Annotated in this window: 18 protein-coding genes; 6 read left to right on the top strand and 12 right to left on the bottom strand. The window is 72.0% G+C overall.

The window, feature by feature from the left end; genetic code table 11:
• Positions 1-3: 3 nt before the first annotated feature.
• A complete protein-coding gene (locus ABZ098_RS20955; protein ID WP_356593214.1) occupies positions 4-1,311 on the bottom strand; it encodes an MFS transporter in 1,308 nt (435 codons plus the stop codon).
• 191 nt (positions 1,312-1,502) lie between these two features.
• On the opposite strand from ABZ098_RS20955, the gene ABZ098_RS20950 reads away from it, so the two are divergent.
• A complete protein-coding gene (locus tag ABZ098_RS20950; RefSeq protein WP_356593212.1) occupies positions 1,503-2,501 on the top strand; it encodes a helix-turn-helix domain-containing protein in 999 nt (332 codons plus the stop codon).
• A gap of 69 nt (positions 2,502-2,570) precedes the next feature.
• Here ABZ098_RS20950 and ABZ098_RS20945 read toward each other — a convergent pair whose 3' ends face one another.
• From ABZ098_RS20945 to ABZ098_RS20935, 3 genes are all read right to left on the bottom strand, one after another.
• Positions 2,571-3,620: a Zn-dependent alcohol dehydrogenase gene (locus ABZ098_RS20945; protein WP_356593210.1), complete on the bottom strand. Its 1,050-nt coding sequence runs from the start codon at positions 3,618-3,620 to the stop codon at positions 2,571-2,573.
• A complete protein-coding gene (locus ABZ098_RS20940; RefSeq protein WP_356593208.1) occupies positions 3,620-4,771 on the bottom strand; it encodes an acyl-CoA dehydrogenase family protein in 1,152 nt (383 codons plus the stop codon). Before ABZ098_RS20940 ends, ABZ098_RS20945 begins: the two co-directional genes overlap by 1 nt.
• A gap of 152 nt (positions 4,772-4,923) precedes the next feature.
• Positions 4,924-5,805 (bottom strand): SDR family oxidoreductase, encoded by an 882-nt coding sequence (locus ABZ098_RS20935; RefSeq protein WP_356593206.1) that lies wholly within the window; start codon positions 5,803-5,805, stop codon positions 4,924-4,926.
• 85 nt (positions 5,806-5,890) lie between these two features.
• On the opposite strand from ABZ098_RS20935, the gene ABZ098_RS20930 reads away from it, so the two are divergent.
• Positions 5,891-6,817 (top strand): cyclase family protein, encoded by a 927-nt coding sequence (locus ABZ098_RS20930; RefSeq protein WP_356593204.1) that lies wholly within the window; start codon positions 5,891-5,893, stop codon positions 6,815-6,817.
• Between the two features lie 316 nt (positions 6,818-7,133).
• On the opposite strand, the gene ABZ098_RS20925 is transcribed toward ABZ098_RS20930, so the two are convergent.
• From ABZ098_RS20925 to ABZ098_RS20915, 3 genes are all read right to left on the bottom strand, one after another.
• The gene (locus ABZ098_RS20925; RefSeq protein ID WP_356593202.1) at positions 7,134-7,595 is read right to left on the bottom strand and encodes an ATP-binding protein; all 462 of its coding nucleotides are present in this window, start codon (positions 7,593-7,595) and stop codon (positions 7,134-7,136) included.
• 509 nt (positions 7,596-8,104) lie between these two features.
• Entirely contained in the window at positions 8,105-8,977 is an 873-nt protein-coding gene (locus tag ABZ098_RS20920) for an acyl-CoA dehydrogenase family protein (protein WP_356593200.1), read from the bottom strand.
• A gap of 98 nt (positions 8,978-9,075) precedes the next feature.
• Positions 9,076-10,209, bottom strand: coding sequence for an acyl-CoA dehydrogenase family protein (locus tag ABZ098_RS20915; RefSeq protein ID WP_356593198.1), 1,134 nt, complete (start codon positions 10,207-10,209; stop codon positions 9,076-9,078).
• Positions 10,210-10,357: 148 nt separating this feature from the next.
• Here ABZ098_RS20915 and ABZ098_RS20910 point away from each other — a divergent pair, with 148 nt between their 5' ends.
• Positions 10,358-11,866, top strand: a complete 1,509-nt coding sequence (locus tag ABZ098_RS20910; RefSeq protein ID WP_356593196.1) for an AMP-binding protein — start codon at positions 10,358-10,360, stop codon at positions 11,864-11,866.
• On the opposite strand, the gene ABZ098_RS20905 is transcribed toward ABZ098_RS20910, so the two are convergent.
• Together ABZ098_RS20905 and ABZ098_RS20900 are read right to left on the bottom strand one after the other, a co-directional pair.
• Positions 11,845-12,357, bottom strand: a complete 513-nt coding sequence (locus ABZ098_RS20905) for an EF-hand domain-containing protein (protein ID WP_356593194.1) — start codon at positions 12,355-12,357, stop codon at positions 11,845-11,847. The two genes, ABZ098_RS20910 and ABZ098_RS20905, sit on opposite strands and share 22 nt — an antisense overlap.
• A 185-nt stretch (positions 12,358-12,542) precedes the next feature.
• Positions 12,543-12,923, bottom strand: coding sequence for an STAS domain-containing protein (locus ABZ098_RS20900; RefSeq protein ID WP_356593763.1), 381 nt, complete (start codon positions 12,921-12,923; stop codon positions 12,543-12,545).
• A gap of 314 nt (positions 12,924-13,237) precedes the next feature.
• Here ABZ098_RS20900 and ABZ098_RS20895 point away from each other — a divergent pair, with 314 nt between their 5' ends.
• Together ABZ098_RS20895 and ABZ098_RS20890 are read left to right on the top strand one after the other, a co-directional pair.
• A complete protein-coding gene (locus ABZ098_RS20895) occupies positions 13,238-13,819 on the top strand; it encodes a sigma-70 family RNA polymerase sigma factor (RefSeq protein WP_356593192.1) in 582 nt (193 codons plus the stop codon).
• Complete coding sequence (locus tag ABZ098_RS20890; protein ID WP_356593190.1) at positions 13,816-15,231, top strand: MDMPI N domain containing protein; 1,416 nt, start codon at positions 13,816-13,818, stop codon at positions 15,229-15,231. Before ABZ098_RS20895 ends, ABZ098_RS20890 begins: the two co-directional genes overlap by 4 nt.
• Positions 15,232-15,325: 94 nt before the next feature.
• On the opposite strand, the gene purU is transcribed toward ABZ098_RS20890, so the two are convergent.
• Complete coding sequence (gene purU / locus ABZ098_RS20885; protein WP_356593188.1) at positions 15,326-16,207, bottom strand: formyltetrahydrofolate deformylase; 882 nt, start codon at positions 16,205-16,207, stop codon at positions 15,326-15,328.
• Positions 16,208-16,253: 46 nt separating this feature from the next.
• Positions 16,254-16,754: a hypothetical protein gene (locus tag ABZ098_RS20880; protein ID WP_356593186.1), complete on the bottom strand. Its 501-nt coding sequence runs from the start codon at positions 16,752-16,754 to the stop codon at positions 16,254-16,256.
• Between the two features lie 118 nt (positions 16,755-16,872).
• Here ABZ098_RS20880 and ABZ098_RS20875 point away from each other — a divergent pair, with 118 nt between their 5' ends.
• On the top strand, positions 16,873-18,225 hold the full coding sequence (locus ABZ098_RS20875; RefSeq protein WP_356593184.1) for an ABC transporter substrate-binding protein: 1,353 nt from the start codon (positions 16,873-16,875) through the stop codon (positions 18,223-18,225).
• Between the two features lie 36 nt (positions 18,226-18,261).
• Here ABZ098_RS20875 and ABZ098_RS20870 read toward each other — a convergent pair whose 3' ends face one another.
• Positions 18,262-20,022, bottom strand: coding sequence for a hypothetical protein (locus ABZ098_RS20870; RefSeq protein WP_356593182.1), 1,761 nt, complete (start codon positions 20,020-20,022; stop codon positions 18,262-18,264).
• Positions 20,023-20,068 lie beyond the last annotated feature (46 nt).

The following is a 20,068-nucleotide window of genomic DNA, read 5'->3' as shown; positions in this document are numbered from 1 at the left end:
CCGCTAGGCCGCCGCCGCCAGGGGCACCGCGGCCGGCCGTCGCCGGATCACCAGCGCCATCAGTGCCGCCGCCGCGCACAGCGCTCCCGAGGCGTACCAGACCATGTCGTACGTGCCGAACACGTCCCGGGCCACGCCGCCGAGGAAGGCGATCAGGGCCGCGCCGACCTGGTGGGAGGCGAGCACCCAGCCGAAGACGATCGCGCTGTCGTCGCCGTACTGCTCGCGGCACAGGGCGACGGTGGGCGGGACGGTGGCGACCCAGTCGAGACCGTAGAAGACGATGAAGAAGAGCATCGGCGGGTGGACGGAGGGGGCCAGCAGCATGGGGAGGAAGAGCAGCGAGATCCCGCGCAGGGCGTAGTAGACGGCGAGCAGGCGGCGCGGTTCGAAGCGGTCGGTGAACCAGCCGGAGGCCACCGTGCCGACGACGTCGAAGACGCCGATGACCGCGAGCAGTGAGGCGGCGGCCGTGACGGGCATGCCGTGGTCGTGGGCGGCGGGCACGAAGTGGGTCTGGATCAGGCCGTTGGTGGAGGCACCGCAGATCGCGAAGGTGCCGGCGAGCAGCCAGAAGGGTCCGGTGCGGGCGGCCGAGAAGAGGACCTTGATCGTCCGGCGGGCGGCACCGGTCACCGGAGCGGGCTGCGGGACGAACTCCGTGGCGCCGTACGGCCTCAGGCCCACGTCCGCCGGGTGGTCTCGCAGCAGCAGCCAGACGAAGGGCACCACCGCGAGGGCGGCGAGGGCGACCGTGATCGCCGCCGGGCGCCAGTCGTGCTTCTCCACCATCCAGGACAGCACCGGCAGGAAGATCAGCTGGCCGGAGGCGGAGGCGGCGGTGAGGATGCCGGTGACCAGGCCGCGCCGCTCGGTGAACCAGCGGTTGGTGACGGTCGCGGCGAAGGCCAGCGCCATCGAGCCGCTGCCGAGGCCGACGAGCAGGCCCCAGTAGAGCATCAGCTGCCAGGCGGCCGTCATCCACACGGTCAGGCCCGAGCCGACCGCGATCACGGTCAGCGCGACCGCGACGACCCGGCGGATGCCGAAGCGGTCCATCAGCGCGGCGGCGAAGGGCGCGGTCAGGCCGTACAGGGCGAGGTTGACGGAGACGGCGGCCCCGATGGTGCCGCGCGACCAGCCGAAGTCCTCGTGCAGGGGGTCGATGAGCAGGCCCGGCAGGGAGCGGAAGGCGGCCGCGCCGATGATCGTCACGAAGGTGACGGCGGCCACGAACCAGGCGCGGTGGATGCGTGCGGGGTGCTTTTCCGGCTGGGACGCCTGGACGGCGGCTTCGGTTGTCTGGGTCACGACACAGAGCTTGCGGCCTGCGCCCTCCCCGTTCCATTGGCCCGAAGGACAGCATTCGTTAGGATCGGGCCATGAGCCGAGACAGTGGTGACCGTGGGAACGGTAAGGACCCTGGGAACGGTGGGGACCGTGGTGACCTTGCGGACCGTCGTGATCCGGGGTTCCGCCCGCACCGCGTAGTGGTCCTCGCCATGGACGGCGTCCTGCCGTTCGAGCTGGGCATCCCGCACCGGATCTTCGGCCGCCCCAAGGACGCCGAGGGGCGCCATCTGTACGAGGTCGTCACCTGCTCGATCCGCCCGCCGGGCCCGGTGCAGACCGACGCCGACTTCGCCGTCCAGGTCGAGCACGGCCCGGAGACCCTGGCCACCGCCGACACCGTGATCGTCCCGGCGTCGTACGAACTGGGTCCGGTCTTCGAGCAGGGCGTGCTGACCGACGAACTGGCCGCCGCCCTCGCCCACATCCGCCCCGGCACCCGGCTCGCCTCGATCTGCACCGGCGTCTACGTCCTGGCCGCCGCCGGTTTCCTCGACGGCCGCCCCGCCACCACGCACTGGGCCGACTCCGACCGTCTGCAGCGGCTCTTCCCGCGGATCAGGGTCGACCCGGACGTCCTGTTCATCGACGACGGGGACGTCCTGACCTCCGCGGGCGTCGCCGCCGGCATCGACCTGTGCCTGCACATGGTGCGCCAGGACCACGGCACGGCCGTCGCCACCGAGGTGGCCCGCCGCACCGTCGTACCGCCGCACCGCGACGGCGGTCAGGCGCAGTACATCCACCGGCCCGTGCCCGACCCGCAGCAGTCGACCACGACCTCGGCCCGCGCCTGGGCGCTGGGCCGCCTGCACGAGCCGATCCAACTGCGGGACATGGCCGAGCAGGAGGCCATGTCGGTGCGCACCTTCACCCGCCGCTTCCGCGAGGAGGTCGGCGTCAGCCCCGGCCAGTGGCTCACCCAGCAACGCGTGGAACGCGCCCGGCACCTCCTGGAGTCCACCGACCTCTCCGTCGACCAGGTCGCCCAGGACGCGGGCTTCGGCACCGCCCAGTCGATGCGCCAGCACCTACAGACGGCCCTCGGAGTCACCCCGACGGCCTATCGCCGCACGTTCCGATCCGCAAGCGGCAGCTTCAACACCCCTGCCCGGCGCTACGACGACATCGGCACCGCTGCCGGGCGGTAGGACGGCACCACCACCCCGCGCCGAGCACCGGGCCCGTCGCCCCTCCCCCCACCAGCCGAGCCCCGCCGCCTAGAACGTGAGCACCCCCCGCGCCACCCGTCCCGCCTCCGCGTCCCCGACCGCCTTCTCGAAGTCCTCGATCGGATAGGTCGCGGTGACCAGTTCGTCGAGGAGCAGCCGGCCCTGCCGGTAGAGCTCCGCGTACAGCGGGATGTCCCGCTGCGGACGCGAGGAGCCGTAGCGGCAGCCGAGGATGGACTTGTCGAGGAACATCGAGGAGACGACGAAGGACGCCTCCGCGCCCGCCGCCGGAACCCCCAGCAGGACCGCCTGGCCGTGCCGGTCCAGCAAGTCCACCGCGGCCCGCACGAGTTCGGCCCGTCCGACGCACTCGAAGGCGTGGTCCGCCCCGTGCGGCAGCAGCTCCCGCACGTCCTGCGTCGAGGTCAGGAAGTCCGTCGCGCCGAACTGCCGGGCCACCGCCTCCTTCGCCGGGTTGGCGTCCACCGCCACGATCCGCGTCGCTCCCGCGATCCGGGCGCCCTGGATGACGTTGAGCCCGATTCCCCCGGTCCCGATCACCAGCACGCTCTCCCCGTGGTCCACCCGGGCCCGGTTGAGCACTGCTCCCACCCCGGTCAGCACCCCGCACCCGATGAGCGCGGCGGACGGCAGCGGGATGTCCTTCGGGATCCGGACCGCCTGCACGGCCTTCACCACGGTCCGTTCCGCGAAGGCGGAGTTGCACGCGAACTGGAACACCCCCTGCCCGCCCCGCGAGAACGGCTTCCGGGGCCGCCCGATGGCCTTGCGGCACATGGTCGGCCGCCCCCGGTCGCAGTCGGCGCAGGCACCGCAGTTGGCGAGGGTGGACAGCGCCACGTGGTCACCGGGCCCGACATGCGTGACCCCTTCCCCCACCGCCTCCACCACGCCCGCGCCCTCGTGCCCCAGCACCACCGGGACCGGGAACGGGATGGTCCCGTCCACGACGGACAGGTCGCTGTGGCACAGCCCGGCCGCCGCGATCGCGACCCGCACCTCGCCCGGCCCCGGATCCCGCACCTCCAGATCGTCGACGACCTGGACCTGCTTCCCGTCGAACAGCACGCCGCGCATCAGACGACCCCCTTGGGTTCCCTGGGCAGACCGAGCACGCGCTCGGCGATGATGGTGCGCTGGACCTGGTCCGAGCCGCCGTAGATCGTGTCGGCCCGCGAGAACAGGAACAGGTGCTGGAGGGCGTCGAGTTCGTACGGCGCGGAAGCGGACCAGTCACCGGGCCCGACGGCGGCCTCCGCCCCCCGCACGAGCATCGCCAGCTCCCCGAGCCGCTGGTGCCAGCCCGCCCACAGCAGCTTGGCCACGCTGGGGGCACCCGTGTCCCCCGAACCGCCCAGTGTCCGCAGGGCGTTCCACCGCATGGTCCGCAGCTCGGCCCACTGCCGTACGAGCAGAGCCCGTACGACGGGATCGGCGACCGCGCCTGTCCGTACGGCGGCCCGCAGCACCGAGGTCAACTCCTGCGCGAATCCGACTTGTTGGGCCAGCGTGGACACCCCGCGCTCGAACCCCAGCAGGCTCATCGCGACCCGCCAGCCCTGCCCCTCGCCCCCGACGACATGGTCCGCACGCGCGTGTGCCCCTTCGAAGAAGACCTCGTTGAACTCACTGGTCCCGGTCATCTGACGGATCGGGCGCACCTCGATACGCCCAGGCTGGTCCATGGGGACGAGAAGGAAGGTCAGCCCGTGATGCCGGCGGGACTCCGGATCGGTCCGGGCGAGGACGAAACACCAGTCCGCCTCGTGCGCGAGGGACGTCCAGATCTTCTGCCCGCTGATCCGGTACGTCCCGTCCCCGACCCGCGTGGCCCTGGTCCGCACCCCGGCGAGATCGGACCCCGCCCCGGGTTCGCTGTACCCCTGGCACCACAGCTCCTCCCCGGCGGCGACGGGAGGAAGGAACCGCGCCTTCTGCTCGTCGGTGCCGTGCGCGAGGAGAGTGGGCGCGAGCAGCTTCTCCCCGATGTGCCCGGACCGCGCGGGCGCCCCGGACCGCGCGTACTCCTCCGCCCAGACGACCTGTTGGGTGAGCGTGGCGGTCCGGTTCCCGTAGCCGGATTCAGCCCAGCCGATCCCGATCCACCCGGCCTTCCCGAGGGTGCGCTCCCAGGTACGCCGGTCCTGCGACGCATCCGCGTGGCTGGAGAGCCACGCCCGCACTTCGCACCGGAACGCCTCATCTTCAGCGCCAAACCCAAAGTCCACGAGGCTCTCCTCTCCACACCGGTCAGGGTCACCTACCTAGGGGCGCGGGACTGTGCTCGATTTGCGGCTACCGCCGCGCGGGCGCGCTCAGCCACAGACAACCCGCGGCCGCCACCCGACAAGCACCCCCACCCCCTCAGGCCCCCACCCCCTCAGGCCCCCACCCCCTCAGGCCCCGGCCCAGAAAGCAACGGCATCGGATCCACCCCCACGCTCCCCGGCAAGAACTCCGCGATCGACTCCGGCGTCCACCCGCCGGAGGCATACGCGGCACGCAACTCCCGAGGCTGCGCCCACACCGCGATCTTCGGCCCCGCCACGGTGTACACCTGCCCGGTGATGTCCCGGGCGCGCTCGGACAGCAGGTAGACCACCATGGCGGCCACGTCCTCCGGCTCCCCGATCTCCGTCAGGTCGAAGGGAACGTTCGCCGACATCCGGGTACGGGCGACCGGCGCCACCGCGTTGGCGGTCACCCCGTACTTGTGCATCCCGAGCGCCGCACTGCGCACCAGCGAGATGATCCCGCCCTTGGCCGCGCTGTAGTTCGCCTGCGAGTAGGAGCCTTGGTGATTGCCGCTGGTGAACCCGATCAAGGTCCCCGCCCGCTGCTGCCGCATCACCGCGGAGGCGGCCCGGAAGACGGTGAACGTCCCCTTCAGATGGGTCGCGAGGACCGGGTCCCACTCCTCCTCGGACATGTTGAACAGCATCCGCTCACGCAGGATCCCGGCCACGCAGACGACGCCGTCGAGCCGCCCGTAGGACGACAGCGCGGTGTCGACGACCCGCTGCCCGCCCGCCATGGTCGAGATGTCGTCGGCCACGGCGACGGCCTCGCCGCCGGCCGCCTCGATCTCCTTCACGACCCCGGAGGCGATCTCGCTCGCCGGGGAGGCCCCGTCGATCGAGACGCCGTAGTCGTTGACGACGACCCGTGCGCCCTCCGCGGCCGCCGCTAGGGCGACCGCCCGTCCGATCCCCCGCCCCGCGCCCGTCACGGCGACGACCCTGCCTGCCAAGAAGTTCCCCACGCCCGGCCCCTTCCCGCGGTTTCTGACGGACCGTTAGATTTTATGTCCCGTCAGATGTGCGGACACAAGCCCCGGGGAGGGCCCGATGTCGCTTCCGGCCGCGTTCCACGACATCGCCAAGCGCGTGAACAACTGGGGGCGTTGGGGCGCCGACGACGAGATCGGCACCCTGAACCTGATCACCGACGAGGTCGTCCGCGAGGCCGCCACGACCGTCCGCACCGGCCGCCGCATCCCCCTCGCGCTGCCCCTCAGGCAGGACGGTGTGCAGACCGGGATGATGCCGGGCCGGGTCAACCCGCTGCACGCGATGGTGCAGATCAACCAGGAGATCTTCGGCCCGGGGACGGTCGCGTGCAGCGACGACGCGGTGACCATGGGCCTTCAGGCGGCCACCCACTGGGACGCGCTCACCCATGTCTCGCACTCCGGCAAGCTCTACAACGGCCGCCCGGCCGGCACCGTCACCGCGCACGGCGGCGCCGAGTTCAGCGGGATCGACAAGGCCCGGTACGTCGTCTCGCGCGGAGTGCTGCTCGACGTGGCCCGGGCGCGGGGCGTGGACCGGCTCGACGGGGGGCATGCCGTGACCCCCGAGGACCTGGAGGCCGCCGAGGAACTCGCGGGCACGCGCGTGCGGGCCGGGGACGTCGTGCTCGTACGGACCGGGCAGGTCCAGGTGTATCTCGCCGGGGACAGGGAGGCGTACGCCTATCCGTCGCCGGGCCTGTCGGTGCGTACTCCGGAGTGGTTCCACGCGCGCGATGTGGCCGCGGTGGCCAACGACACCCTCACGTTCGAGATCTTCCCGCCCGAGATCGAGGACCTGTGGCTGCCGGTGCACGCGCTGGACCTGGTGGAGATGGGGATGCTCCAGGGCCAGAACTGGAATCTGGAGAAGTTGTCCACAGCCTGTGGAGAAACCGGCCGGTACGCGTTCCTGCTGTCGGCGATGCCCGAGCCGTTCGTCGGCGCCACCGGAACCCCCGTGGCACCGGTGGCCGTTCTGTGAGGAGTCGGTCGGCGGCGCGCAGATCCGCCCCGAGCACGGCATCGCGCGCCGCCGTCATCGACTTCCTTCCGCCCTGAGGAAATCGACACCGGGTCACGATCCGCACTCGTCGAGGGCTTCCGTCACCGAAGCCCCCGGCGTCCCCTCGCGGCGAATCGCTGACCACCAGCGTCATCAATCGAACACGCTGCGTCAACACCCGTACGGGGATTTATGACTTACGACCCTTTTGTCACGACCGCGCACGGATGCACGTCCGGCGCACCGCCCCCGTGGCGAGGAAGGGCGGACGGCGGTCTCTGCCACCGTGCGCCGGTCACACCGCCTCGAAGGCGAACCCCTCGTAGGCCGAAGCCTCGATGCCGTAGGTCTCGGTGCCCTTCCGCGGCCGGTCGCAGCGGTCGAGTTCGCACCAGATGCTCTTGCCCGCGCCCTCGGGGCTCCAGCCCCAGCGGTCCGCGAGGCCGTCGACGAGGGCCAGGCCGCGGCCACCGGTCGCGTCACCGTCCACACAGCGCGGCACCGGGGCCCGGCCGCTGCGGTCGGCGACCTCCAGGCGGACGGTGGCGGACGCCCCCTCGGCGCCCGGCAGGGACAGCCGCAGGACGGCCGGACGACCGGTGTGCACCACGGCGTTGGTGACCAGTTCGGACACGAGCAGGATCAGGGTCTCGGCGAGCGGTTCGTCGACCGCCATCCCGGACCCGGCGAGCCGCGAGCGGGCCCACCTCCGGGCTCGCCCCACCTCCGCGGGGTCGGGCCGGATCTCAAGCTGCACCTGAAGCACCTGCACCGCTCACACCATCCGAACCGGCGGGCACATGGCCTCGCGCCTCACGAGGGCCACGATCGTAGCCATTTTTTGCATGACCAGAACAATGACCGAAACCGGGGTCACAGAACGTGAATCCCTTACGGGACAGCATGGTTGACGTACAGTCACGCCAACAAGCGCTTCGGGCATATTCCAGCGCGAAGGAGTACCCGTGCGGGATACTGTGCGACGCTCGCCGCAGGGAGTCGAACATGCGGTGGCCGCAAGCCTTCCCGCCCTGCGAGCAGCGGCGCGCATCGCCGGGTCCGGGGCCGCCCCATCGGCAACACCGGCATGGCTCATGCTCGGAACCACTCGCATCTCACACAAGGTACCGGAGCAGGACGCCGACTCCAGGACGTGACGAGTCACACATAGGACACAACCCGATATCAACGCTCCGTGATTCCGGTATGCCACAATCCGCGACATCCGCTGCGGGCCCTGCGGAGAGCGGGCCGGTCGCGGGCGCCTCAGGCCAACAGGTCGACGGCGAGCGACTCCTCACTCTCCGCACCGCCACCGGCCCGCCTGGCCCGCACCCAGGCCCGCTTCACATGGAGCTGCACCTCGCACTCCCAGGTGAAGCCCATCCCGCCGTGCACCTGGAGACAGTCCCGGGCTCCCCGCTCGGCCGCCTCGTCGGCCAGCAGCCGGGCCGCGGCGATGTCCAGCGGGTCCGCGGTCACGGCGGCCGCGTACACGGCGGCCCGGGCGGTCTCCGTCCGCACCAGCATCCGCGCGCACAGATGCTTGACCGCCTGGAAGGCCCCGATCGGCTGCCCGAACTGCTCCCGGGTCCGCGCGTGTTGCACCGCGAGCTCACACGCGCGCGTGGCCGTGCCCAGTTGCTCGGCGGCGGTGAGGAGCACGGCGACGGGATCGACCGCACACGCGCGTGCTCCGGGAACCCGGTGGAGCGGAGTGAGCGGATCCACGGACCTCAGGGGTACGGCCCCGGCGGCGTCCCCGCGCACGACGTCGGCCTCCTCCAGCCACTCCACGAGCCCGTCCCGGTCGACGTCGGCCACGACGACCTCCCCCTCGGCGACCCCGTCCACCTTCCCCGCGGCGAGGTGGGTCGCCACCAGCGGCCCGGGCAGCAGCACCCGCCCGGCCTCCTCGAACACCAACACGGCCTCGGGCAGCCCCAGTCCGACCCCGCCGTCCGCTTCGGGCACTTGCAGCGCGAAGAACCCGGCGGCGCCCAGCTCCCGCCACAGGGCACGGTCCAGCCCGGGCTGGTCCACGGCAGCGCGCAATGCCTCCCCGTCAAAGCGCCGAGCGAGCAACTCCCGCACGGCGACCTGCAAGGCCCGCTGGTCAGCGGACAGTTGAAACCGCATGTTCACAGCCCCTTCTCAACGCGGGCTGCGGTGGCCGACTCAGGGGCGCGGGCAACTGCGCGACCAGCCACGACGCACCCGCACCCGGCACTCGACCGCTACCGCCCCTTCGGCAACCCGAGAACCCGCTCGGCCACGATGTTCCGCTGAATCTGCGAAGTCCCCGCCGCGATCGTGTACGACAACGAGGACAACCGGTCCAGCACCCAGTCCTGTTCGAGATCCAGCGACTCGGCACCCAGAACCTCCGCCGCGGCCTCGTACAGCTCCTGCCGCGCATGCGAGTACCGGAGTTTGAAGACGGACCCTCCCACCCCCGGCACCCCACCGCTCGCCTCCGCCGCGCTCACGTTCCACTGCGTCAACCGCCACAACGCCCGGAACTCGGCGTTCAACCGCCCGAGCCTGCGCCGCAGCACCGGATCGTCCCAGCGCCCGTTCTCCCGTGCCGTACGGGCGAGTTCGCGCAGCACCCGCCGGCAGGCGACGACCTCGCCCACGAAGGCCGTGCCGCGCTCGAAGGACAGCGTCACCATGGTCACGCGCCAGCCGTCGTTCTCCTCGCCCACCCGGTTCGCCACCGGCACCCGCACCTCGTCGAGGAACACCTCGGCGAACTCGGCGGACCCGGCGAGCGTGCGCAGGGGGCGCACCACGACACCGGGTGCGGACATGGGCATCGCCAGCCAGGTGATGCCCCGGTGCTTGGGCGCCGACGGATCCGTCCGGACCAACAGCTCGCACCAGTCGGCGACTTCGGCGTGCGAGGTCCAGATCTTGGACCCGGTCACCACGTAGTCGTGGCCGTCCCTGCGGGCACGGGTGCGCAGCGCCGCGAGGTCGCTCCCGGCGTCCGGTTCGCTGAACCCCTGGCACCAGACCTCCTCGCCGCGCAGGATCGGCGGCAGCCAGCGTTTTCGCTGCTCGGGCGTGCCCTCGGCGGCGATCGTGGGCCCCGCGTGGAGCAGTCCGACGAACCCGGCGCCGACATAGGGCGCGCCCGCGGTCTCCGTCTCCTCCAGGAAGATCAGCCGCGTGGTGGGCGAGGCGTCCCAGTGCACGTGCGCGTACCCGGCGTCGTAGAGCATGCGCTGCCAGCCGAGGTCGTACGCCCTGCGTCCGGGCCAGTCCTCGGGGGACGGTTTCGGGGGCAGGGCGGGGAGCGCCTTGCTGAGCCACTCCCGCAGCCGCGCCCGGAACTCCTCCTCCTCCGGCGTGTACGCGAGATCCATGACGCCACCCCATACCTGATGACTCGTCAGATACAGCTCGTGCACGAAGGCTAGGTGGCACACCCCTGGACCGGCAAGGCGTCGAGCCCTACGCTCTGCCCACGATCTGACTACCCGTCAGGTATGTCCGCTCCACGAGGGGGCCGCCGTGACCGACACCGCCCACGCGCTCAGCGCGTCCCGCACCCTCTGGGAACTGGTCGCCCGCCGCGCCGACCTGACCCCGGACCGCCCGGTCCTCCTCCAGGACGACCGCACGCTCACCTTCGGCGAACTGCGCGCGCGTGCCGAGCGGGTCGCGGCCGGCCTGTACGACATGGGCGTACGCCCCGGCACGGTCGTCGCCTGGCAGCTGCCCACCCGTATCGAGACGGCCCTGCTCTCCTTCGCCCTGGCCCGCCTCGGCGCCGTGCAGTCGCCGGTCATCCCCTTCTACCGGGACCGCGAGGTCGGCTTCGCCCTCAGGGAGTCGAAGGCGGAGTTCTTCGCGGTACCGGGCACCTGGCGCGGCTTCGACCACACGGAGATGGCCCGGCGGCTCGGCGCCAAGGGCGTCTTCGAGGCGTACGACGACCTCCCGGACGGCGATCCGGCCGTGCTGCCCGCCCCGCCCGCCGACGGCACCTCGGTCCGCTGGATCTACTGGACCTCGGGCACCACCTCCGACCCCAAGGGCGTGCTGCACACGGACCGTTCGCTGATCGCGGGCGGCTCCTGTCTCGCGCACGCGCTGCGGCTCACGGCGGACGACGTGGGCTCGATGGCCTTCCCGTACGCGCACATCGCGGGCCCCGACTACACGGTGATGCTGCTGCTGTACGGCTTCCCGGCGGTGATGTTCGAGCAGTTCGCGCTGCCGGACGCGCTGGAGGGCTACCGCAGGCACGGGGTGACGGTGGCGGGCGGTTCGACGGCGTTCTACTCGATGTTCCTCACCGAGCAGCGCAAACAGCCCGGCGAGCGGATCATCCCGACCCTGCGGCTGCTCGCCGGCGGCGGGGCGCCCAAGCCGCCGGAGGTCTACCACGCCGTCGTACGGGAGCTGGGGGTGCAGCTCACGCACGGGTACGGCATGACCGAGGTGCCGATGATCACCATGGGGGCGCCCGACGACACGGTGGAGAACCTGGCGACGACCGAGGGGCGGCCGCCGGAGGGGATGTCCGTGCGGATCGTGGACGGGGAGGTGCGGCTGAAGGGGGAGGCGGTCTGCCAGGGGTACCTGGATCCGGCGCAGACCGCTGAGGCCTTCGACGAGCAGGGCTATCTGCGCACCGGGGACCTGGGATTCGTGAAGGACACCGGCCATCTGGTGCTCACCGGACGGCTCAAGGACGTGATCATCCGCAAGGGCGAGAACATCTCGGCGAAGGAGATCGAGGACCTGCTCGCCGCGCATCCGGCCGTCGGGGACGTGGCGGTGATCGGGCTGCCGGACGCCGAGCGCGGGGAACGCGTGTGTGCCGTGGTGGAACAGCCGGAAGGCGCCGTGGAGTTGACCCTGGACACCGTGACGGCGTACCTGCGCGCGGAAGGACTGTCGACGCACAAGCTGCCGGAGCAACTGGAGGTGGTGGACGCCCTTCCGCGCAACGAGACCCTGCGCAAGGTCCTGAAGTACCGGCTCAGGGAACGCTATTCGGGGACGGTGAAGTAGCGCGCGAAGGCGGGCACGATCTCGGCCTCGCCGATCTTTCCGTCGCCGTCGGTGTCCATGGTGGCCGCGGCCGCCCGCGCGATGTCCTCGCCGACACCCAGGACGCGCAGCACGCGCGCGGTGTCCTCGACGGTGGCGCGTCCGTCGCCGTCCTGGTCGGCGACGTCGATCGCCGCGTGCAGGAAGGGGCGCGCGATCTCGGCGAACCGGTCCGGGTTGTCGCGCAGCCGCTTGAGGGCGCCGTTCACGAACTCGTCGCGGGTGATCCGCTGGTCGCCGTCGCGGTCGGCGATCCCGGCCATGCCCTGCCAGAACGCCTCGGCGCCGACGTACAGCGCCTGTCCCTTGTCGGAGCGTGCCGCCGTACCGAACTCCGTGAGCAGCGCCTTGGCCGCCACGTTGAAGTCCTCGCGGTCGATGTAGCCGTTGCCGTCCTGGTCGAAGGTGGCGAACCGGTCGGCGATCCTGCGTTCGTACTCGCTGCTGACCATGTCTCTTCGGGCCGCCTCACATCACATCGGGTGCGTCTCGCACGGAGCGTACGACGCGAGCGGCGCCCAGGGGGACGGAAGGCGGCGCTTGTGCCAGGACCGGGGGAATTTCGGGACAACGGTGTGGCAGTCGGGGTGCCCCAGGTCACAGCCGTGCGGACGGAACGGGTTACGGGTGCACGCGGTCAGGCGGACAGTGGTCCCGCCTCCTCGTCGGTCGCCGAGTCCAGGTCCGGGTGGACCTCGAACAGGCGGCGGACGCCCAGCGCGCCGAGGACGCGGTTGACGTGGGAGCCGTCGGCGGCGCCCTGGGCCGGGAGGATCAGCCGCAGCTCGCCCCGGCAGGAGCGGATCAGACGGCGCGAGGCGATGAGGACGCCGACACCGCTGGAATCGCAGAAATAGACCTCGGAGAGGTCGAGGACGAGACTGTGGCGCCCCTCGGCCACCGCGTCGTGCACCCGGGCGCGGAGCACCGGTGAGGTCACCAGGTCCAGCTCGCCCGTCACACTGAGCACGGTCCACTCGCCCTGCTCGTCGCCGGTCACATTGAACGCCACCACCATGCCCTTCATTCGCCGGAAAGCAAACGGAAGCCTTTCCTACGCTTCCTTGCAGCGTGGCTGCCCAGCGGCCGTTCCCTGAAACACAGAGCGAGAAACAGAAAGCGTTCGAAAGAGGCTTGTTTTAGTCGACTTCGATCCTGTTCGATCGAGTCTGATCAATGAGCGAACGGGTAGAGGAACGTCCACTACCACCTGAGGCCCCTCCGGGGGCGCGCATTGGAACAAAGGGGCGTGCACGGTCGGAGGTGCCGACTACATTCGAGGAGACGGTCGGCGCAGGCTTGACCGGACACTTCCGGGGGTGAGGGGGCAGCATGGCGAAGAAGGACGCACCGCCCCGCTGGGACCGCAAGATGCAGCAGCGGCTCGCACGCGGTGAGGCGGCCGCCCTCGGCGAGCTCTACGACCGTTTCGCTTCACTTGTGCACGGCCTCGCCCACCGCGTGCTCGGGGACGAGCGCGCCGCCGACGGCATCACCCGGGACGTCTTCGCCCACGTCTGGGAGCACCCCGAGACCTACGACCCCAAGCAGGGCCCGCTGCGCTCCTGGGTCGCGGGCCTGACCCACCGCCTGGCCGTGCAGCGGCTGCGGGCCACGGAGTCCGCCGCCCTCACCCGGGCCGGCGAGGGGTCCGCCGAGGAGCTGGAGCGCAAGGTGCGCCACGCCTCGGTCGCCGCCCGCGCCGACTACATCGTCCAGTCCATGCCCACCCCCCTGCGGGCCGCCCTGGAGCTGGCCTACTTCCAGCGCCGCGACTACCGCCAGGCCGCCGCCGACCTCAGCATCACCGAGGACGAGGCCCGCCGCCGCCTCCGCCTGGGCCTCCAGCTCCTGTCCACGGCCCACGACACGGGAGCGCCCGGGGCGCCGCCGGGATACGGAGGCGCGGCGTGAGCGGAACAGACGGCTTCGAGGCGTACGACGAGCAGGACGGGCACGGCGACGACGGCCGGGGCGGGTCCAACGGCCCCGGCCCTGACGGCACCGAGGGCACCGACAGCACCGGCGAGCCGTCCCACCCGGGCGCGGGCGGGCCGGGCGGCTCCGGCGCCGGTGGCCCGAGCGACCCAAGTCCGGGCGACAGCCCCGCCCCCGATCCCGACCGCCCGCCCCGCATACCGCTCCCCCGTGCCTCCGTCGAGGACACCGGCCACCCCCTGCCCGAACTGGACGAGCTGCCCCCGCCCGCCCCCCTCGTCCTGGAGCACCGCGTGCTGAAGTCGCTGCTCGGGGCGTGGGCGCTGGCCGCGTGTTCCGCGGCGGAGACGGCCGCCGTGGAGGACCACCTCGGCGTCTGCGGACCCTGCGCCGAGGAGGCGCTGCGGCTGCGCGGCGCGGTCGGCCTGTTGCAGCGGCCGGAGAGCCTCGACCTGGACCCCGGCCTGCGCACCCGCGTCCTGGCCGGCTGCCTGGACCGGCGCCCGCCGCGCATCCCGATCCCCGACTGGGCCATGCCGTACGACGCCGAGACCGCCCGTCTCGACGCCCTGCTCCAGGACTTCGGCGACGCCGAGTGGCACGCCCCGGTCAGGCTGCGCTGGTTCGACGCCGACGAGGGCACGAGCCGCCGTACGACGGTCGCCGGGGTCATAGCCCACCTGTTGTCGGTCGACGGCCTGGTCGCGGTCGCCCTGGGCCTGGACGACCCGCTGGGCGAGGCCCTGGCGGACGCGCCCACGCCGTCGGGCCGTACCGAGGCGTACTGGCGCGCGTCGCACTTCCCGCCGACCCGCTCCGTCCGGCCCCCGTGGCGCGAGCAGAGCCACGACCTCGTGCGCACGGTGTCCTTCACCGGCGGCACCGCGGGCAAGCTGGAGGTGGCCTACGGCGACTTCACGCTCCCCCTGCACGACGCGATGCTGGACCGCGCCTTCGAGTGCTGGGTCCACGCCGAGGACATCGCGGAGGCGGTCGACTACCCCTACGATCCCCCGTCGCCCCGCCACCTCAACCGCATGATCGACCTGGCGGCCCGGATGCTGCCCGCGGTACTGGCGGAACGGCGCCAGAAGGGGCTGACGGCACCGGGCCCCGGACGGCACCTCGTGAGCGCCGGGGGCCCGGGCCGCACGCTGCGTCTGGAGATCGAGGGGCTGGGCGGCGGCGAGTGGCTGATCCCCCTCGACTCCCCGGCCGCGGTGGGTTCGGCGGAGCACGAGGTGGCGCATGTGGCGCTGGACGGGGTGGAGTTCTGCCAGTTGGCGGCCGGCCATGTGCCTCCGGCGGATGCGGCGGCGGGGCAGGTGGGTGACCGGGACGCGATCAGGGATGTTCTGTACGCGGCGGCGAGCCTGAGCCGCATGTAGGTGGGTTCGCTGCACCTGCTCAAGGGGCGCGGGGAACTGCGCGAGCAACCACGAACCACCCGCAGCCGCCCGACACGCGGAAGCCCCCGAGCTCCTAGGCGAACACGACCGTCCGGCGCCCGTTCAACAGGATCCTGCGCTCGGCGTGCCACTTCACGGCCCGTGCCAGCGCCTGGCACTCCACGTCCCGCCCGATCGCGACGAGCTGGTCCGGAGTGACGTCGTGCCCGACCCGCTCGACCTCCTGCTCGATGATCGGCCCCTCGTCGAGGTCCGCGGTCACGTAGTGCGCGGTGGCCCCGATCAGCTTCACGCCCCGCGCATGAGCCTGGTGGTACGGCTTCGCGCCCTTGAAGCTCGGCAGGAACGAGTGGTGGATGTTGATGATCTTTCCGCTGAGCTGCTTGCACAGGTCGTCGGAGAGCACCTGCATGTACCGGGCGAGCACGACGAGCTCGACGTCCTGCTCCCGCACCAGCTCGAGGAGTCGCGCCTCCGCCTCGGCCTTGGTCTCCCGCGTCACCGAAATGTGGTGGAAGGGAATGTCGTACGACCCCACGAGCTCGGCGAAGTCGGTGTGGTTGGACACCACGGCCGCGATCTCGACCGGCAGCGCACCGATGCGCGCGCGGAAGAGCAGGTCGTTCAGGCAGTGCCCGAACTTGCTGACCATCAGCACGACCCGCATCTTGTCCTCGGCCCGGTTGATCTGCCAGTCCATGTGGAAGGCGTCACCGATCGCCGCGAAGGACGCGCGCAGCTTGTCCACCGTCACCGGCGCCTCCGCCGAGAAGTGGACGCGCATGAAGAACAGACCCGTGTCGTGGTCACCGAACTGCTGGCTGTCCTCGATGTTGCAGCCGGTCATGAAGAGGTAGCTCGACACGGCGTGCACGATGCCCTGCTTGTCGGGGCAGGACAGGGTCAGGACGTACTGGTCGGCCAGGGCCTCGGCTCGGGGGGACTGCGCGTTCATGCAGGACAGGGTCGCATATCCGCCGCCGCGGCAGACACCGCGTCCGTCACGCGGACCGGGTCATGATCTGGAGCACCTGGAGGGTGCGCGGCGGTGCGTCGGGATCCTCGCCGTCGGCCGTCGCCATCCGCACATGCGCGTCCCGCGCCGCCCGCACCGCGTCCGGCCACCCCGGGTTCTCCATGTACACGGAGACGGGGGCGTCCGGGCCGACCTGGTGCATGATCCGCAGCACCCGCAGCACGGCGGTGTCGACGAGGGCCGCCTCCTGGGAGTCCCGGAAGATCGTGCCGACGTACTTCTCGGCGGACCAGTTGTCCAGCCAGGTGTCCTCGACGAGGCGGTACACGGCGTCAGTGACGTCCCCGTACCCCTCGACGCCGGCCAGCCAGACGTTCTGCTGGAATCCGGGGTCGGAGAGCATGTGCAGCGCGGAGCGCACATTGCTGCGCCAGCGCCACCACGGCATGTCGTTCAGTGGCATGCCGCCCATGGTGGAGGAGCGACGGCCGCGACGGGAAGAGTTCTCCGAACCTTGCACGGTCACCGATCGTACGTTCCTCCCCCATACGTGCCCCACAGACCCTCGGTGTTCACCTTTACGTCACCTTCCCTTGACCGAGAGTCACTTCCGAGTTGGGGATGTGACGGAAGCGTGTGTGCCCATGACCGGCAGGCGACGCATCCGCAGCACCTTCCTCCCCCGGCACCACCGGCCCGTCCGAGCCACCGCCCTCGCGGCGGGAGCCCTGGCGGCGTGTGCCTCCCTCGTCACCGGTTGCGGGGTCGTCCCCGGTACCACGGGGGGTTCCGGGGACGGCTCGATCAAGGTCATGACCTGGGCCCCGTCGGACACCGAGGCGACCAACAAACCCGGCATGCCCGCCTTCGCCCGGGCCTACGCCCGCTGGATCAACTCCAGGGGCGGCATCAACGGCCGCAAGCTCACCGTCCTGACCTGCAACGACCACAACGACGGCGTGGCCGCGGCACAGTGCGCCCGGCGCGCGGTCAAGGAGAACGTGATCGCGGTCGTCGGCTCGTACAGCCAGTACGGCGACTCCTTCTTCCCGCCCCTGGAGGGCGCGGGCATCCCCTACATCGGCGGCTACGGCGTCACCAACGACGAGTTCACCAGCCCGCTGTCCTACCCCGTCAACGGCGGTCAGCCCACCCTGCTGGCCGGCCTCGGCAAGGAGCTCGCCGCGGCCTGCGGCAACGTCACCCTCGTACGGCCCGACACCATCGTGGGCGACGAGCTGCCCGTCCTGCTGGACTCCGGTCTGACCACCGGCGGGCACCGGTCCGCGAGCGACGTGCGGGCGGTGGAGGACGCCACCGAGTACTCGGCGCAGTCGACGAAGGCGCTCGACAGCTCGACGTCCGGCGGCCCGGACTCCGGCGCCTCGGTCGCCGGCTCGAAGGAGGGGTGTGTGGTGCCCGCGCTCGGCGACCGCACCAGCACCTTCATGGACTCCTTCCGGCGCGCCCGCGCGGACTACCCGGCCGTGCGCACCGCCATGGCGATGGGCAGCGTCGACCAGACGGTGATCGACGCGTCCGGCGGGGCGTCGGGGCCCTACGAGGGGTCGTACATCACCGGTTGGTACCCGGTGGAGAGCGACCCCCGCTGGGACGCGATGAAGAAGGTCATCAACGCGGCGGCCTTCGGCGACAACCGCATCGACGCGGCGGACGCGGGCGTGCAGACCACCTGGATCGCCTACACGGTCCTCAAGAAGGCCGTGGAGTCGCTGGGCAACGGCGAGGTGTCCGCCGACAGCGTGCGCGAGGTCCTCAACGACGGCCTCAAGATCCCGACCGGCGGTCTGACGCCCACCCTCCAGTGGACCACCCGGGACACCTGGAGCACCGCAGACGACCTCGCCACGGTCGGCTTCCCGCGCATGGTGAACGCCCATGTGACGCTCCAGGTGGTGCGCGGGGGCCAGCTCGTGGCGGCGCGCGAGGGCTTCACCGACGTGACGAAGACCCTCAGGAACGCGGACGTCGACTGACCCGCGGGGGGCGCCGGCGCGTCCCCCGCGGTCCGCTCAGAGCTGGGCGGCCGTGCGCTCGGTCAGGCTGTACTTCCTGGCGATCGCGTTCCACAGCCGGGCCGCCTCCGCCTTCTCGGTGCTGGCGGTGCCGCTGTCCCGGTTGCCGGCCTGGGTCTGACCCGTGATGCGGGCCTGACCCTTCTTGCAGCCCTTCTTGCCGGCCGCCTGGTCGGCCCAGGCCGCGTAGTGGTTGTCGGCGGACGCGGACGCCTGCCAGGCCTTGGTGAGGGCGTCGGTCAGCTCGGCGTGGCTCGGCAGCCGGTCGACCGAGAGGGTCTTGAGCCGGGTCACCAGGCCGGTGCGCTGGGCCGCCGCGTCCCGCAGGTCCTGGGCCGCCTGGCCGAGGTTCTTGCAGGACTTCACGTTCGCCACCGCGCTGATCACCGAGGAACGGCTGTTGCCGCTGTCGGCGAGCAGCTTGTCCAGCTCGACGGCCTGCGCCTTCGCCGGATCGGCGGCCGGCGAGGAGGACCCGTCGGTCGCGGGGGCCGTCGCCGACACGGTCTGGTTCTTGTCGCCGCCGTCACCGCCCCCGCCGCCGGCGAGCAGCGCTCCCGCGCCGATGCCGAGCACGACGATGCCGATGCCCACGGCGGCGATGACCGGCACCCGGGACCGCCTGCGGCCGCCCCGCTCACCGTCGTCGTAGAGGTCGCCGCCCGGCGGGCCGTACGGCGGCTGGGCGCCGTACGAGGGCTGCGGGGCCCCGTACGCGGGCGGTACGGCCTCGGGCTGGGTGAAGCGGGGCATCTGCTGCGTGGACGCGGCTCCGCCGTCACCGCCCGGTGCGCCGCGGAAGAGGTTGTCGAAGTCGGAGGGCGGCTGCCGCTCCCCGCCGTAGGGCGCGCCGGGGGCCTGTCCGGGCACGGGCGCGATGTACTGCGTGGCCTCGGCGTCGGGGCCGGTGGGCGCGCCGGGCGGGGGCTGCGTGCCGTACGGGGCCTGCGGGTGCTGCCGCGGGTACTGCGCCGCCTGGGGGGACACCTCGGGCGGCAGCGCGCCGGGGCGCACGGGCGGGAGGTACTGGGTGGCTCCCTCGTGGTCGGCGGGGGCGGCCGCGACCGGCGGGATGAACTGGGTGGCGCCTTCGTCGGCGGGCGGCAGCGGCGCGGAGGCGGGGTTGCCGGGGGCCGACGGGAGGGGCTGGCCCACGGGCGGCAGGTAGTAGGACGTCGGCTCGTCGGTGTCGTAGCCCGCCGTCGGCCGCTGCTGGGGTGCGCCGGTCCCGGGAGTCTCGTAGGGCGCGACCTGGCCCTGCTGCGGGGGCAGCGGCTGGGACGGGGGCTGGGGGGCTGCTTGACCGACCGGCGGCAGGTAGTAGGACGTCGGCTCGTCGGTGTCGTACGCCGGCCCGGACTGCGGCTGGGCCTGGGCCTGGGACTGGGCCGGTATGCCGTCGGGCTGCTGGGGCGCCCCCCAGGTCTGGGCGGGCGGCTGCGACCAGTGCTGGGTCTGCGGCTCCTGGGCCTGGTCCTGCGGCTGCGCCTGGCCCTGCTGCCGGCCGGGGCCCCACGGGCTGTCCCACGCCTGGCCGCCGGGCGGCTGGCTGTAGGCCGCGTCGGCGGCCTGAGCGGGCCCACCGGTCTGCGGAGGACCGCCGTAACCGCCCTGCTGCGGGGGGCCGTAGCCGGGTTGCGGGCCGCCGTATCCGCCCGTCTGTCCCGGCAGCAGGGGTTCCCCGCCGTCGGAGGGCAGCACGATGCCTTCGCGCGCTTCGCGCGCCGAGGGCTGCTCGCCCTGTCCACTCTGCGTCACCGGGACTCCTACTAATGGGGGAACTTCGGAATCGTCGGCTCACGCT

It is taken from the genome of Streptomyces sp. NPDC006335, from assembly GCF_040612795.1.
Lineage (GTDB): Bacteria > Actinomycetota > Actinomycetes > Streptomycetales > Streptomycetaceae > Streptomyces.
Note: the sequence above shows the minus strand (reverse complement) of the source record. Positions and strands in the feature narration are given on the sequence as shown.

Excerpts from the sequence above, each read along its gene's own strand:
- ABZ098_RS20950 (WP_356593212.1), top strand. The coding sequence starts at position 1,503 with ATGGACGGCGTCCTGCCGTTCGAGCTGGGCATCCCGCACCGGATCTTC.
- ABZ098_RS20945 (WP_356593210.1), bottom strand. The coding sequence starts at position 3,620 with ATGCGCGGCGTGCTGTTCGACGGGAAGCAGGTCCAGGTCGTCGACGAT.
- ABZ098_RS20930 (WP_356593204.1), top strand. The coding sequence starts at position 5,891 with ATGTCGCTTCCGGCCGCGTTCCACGACATCGCCAAGCGCGTGAACAAC.
- ABZ098_RS20920 (WP_356593200.1), bottom strand. The coding sequence starts at position 8,977 with ATGCGGTTTCAACTGTCCGCTGACCAGCGGGCCTTGCAGGTCGCCGTG.
- ABZ098_RS20915 (WP_356593198.1), bottom strand. The coding sequence starts at position 10,209 with ATGGATCTCGCGTACACGCCGGAGGAGGAGGAGTTCCGGGCGCGGCTG.
- ABZ098_RS20905 (WP_356593194.1), bottom strand. The coding sequence starts at position 12,357 with ATGGTCAGCAGCGAGTACGAACGCAGGATCGCCGACCGGTTCGCCACC.
- ABZ098_RS20900 (WP_356593763.1), bottom strand. The coding sequence starts at position 12,923 with ATGGTGGTGGCGTTCAATGTGACCGGCGACGAGCAGGGCGAGTGGACC.
- ABZ098_RS20895 (WP_356593192.1), top strand. The coding sequence starts at position 13,238 with ATGGCGAAGAAGGACGCACCGCCCCGCTGGGACCGCAAGATGCAGCAG.
- purU (WP_356593188.1), bottom strand. The coding sequence starts at position 16,207 with ATGAACGCGCAGTCCCCCCGAGCCGAGGCCCTGGCCGACCAGTACGTC.
- ABZ098_RS20875 (WP_356593184.1), top strand. The coding sequence starts at position 16,873 with ATGACCGGCAGGCGACGCATCCGCAGCACCTTCCTCCCCCGGCACCAC.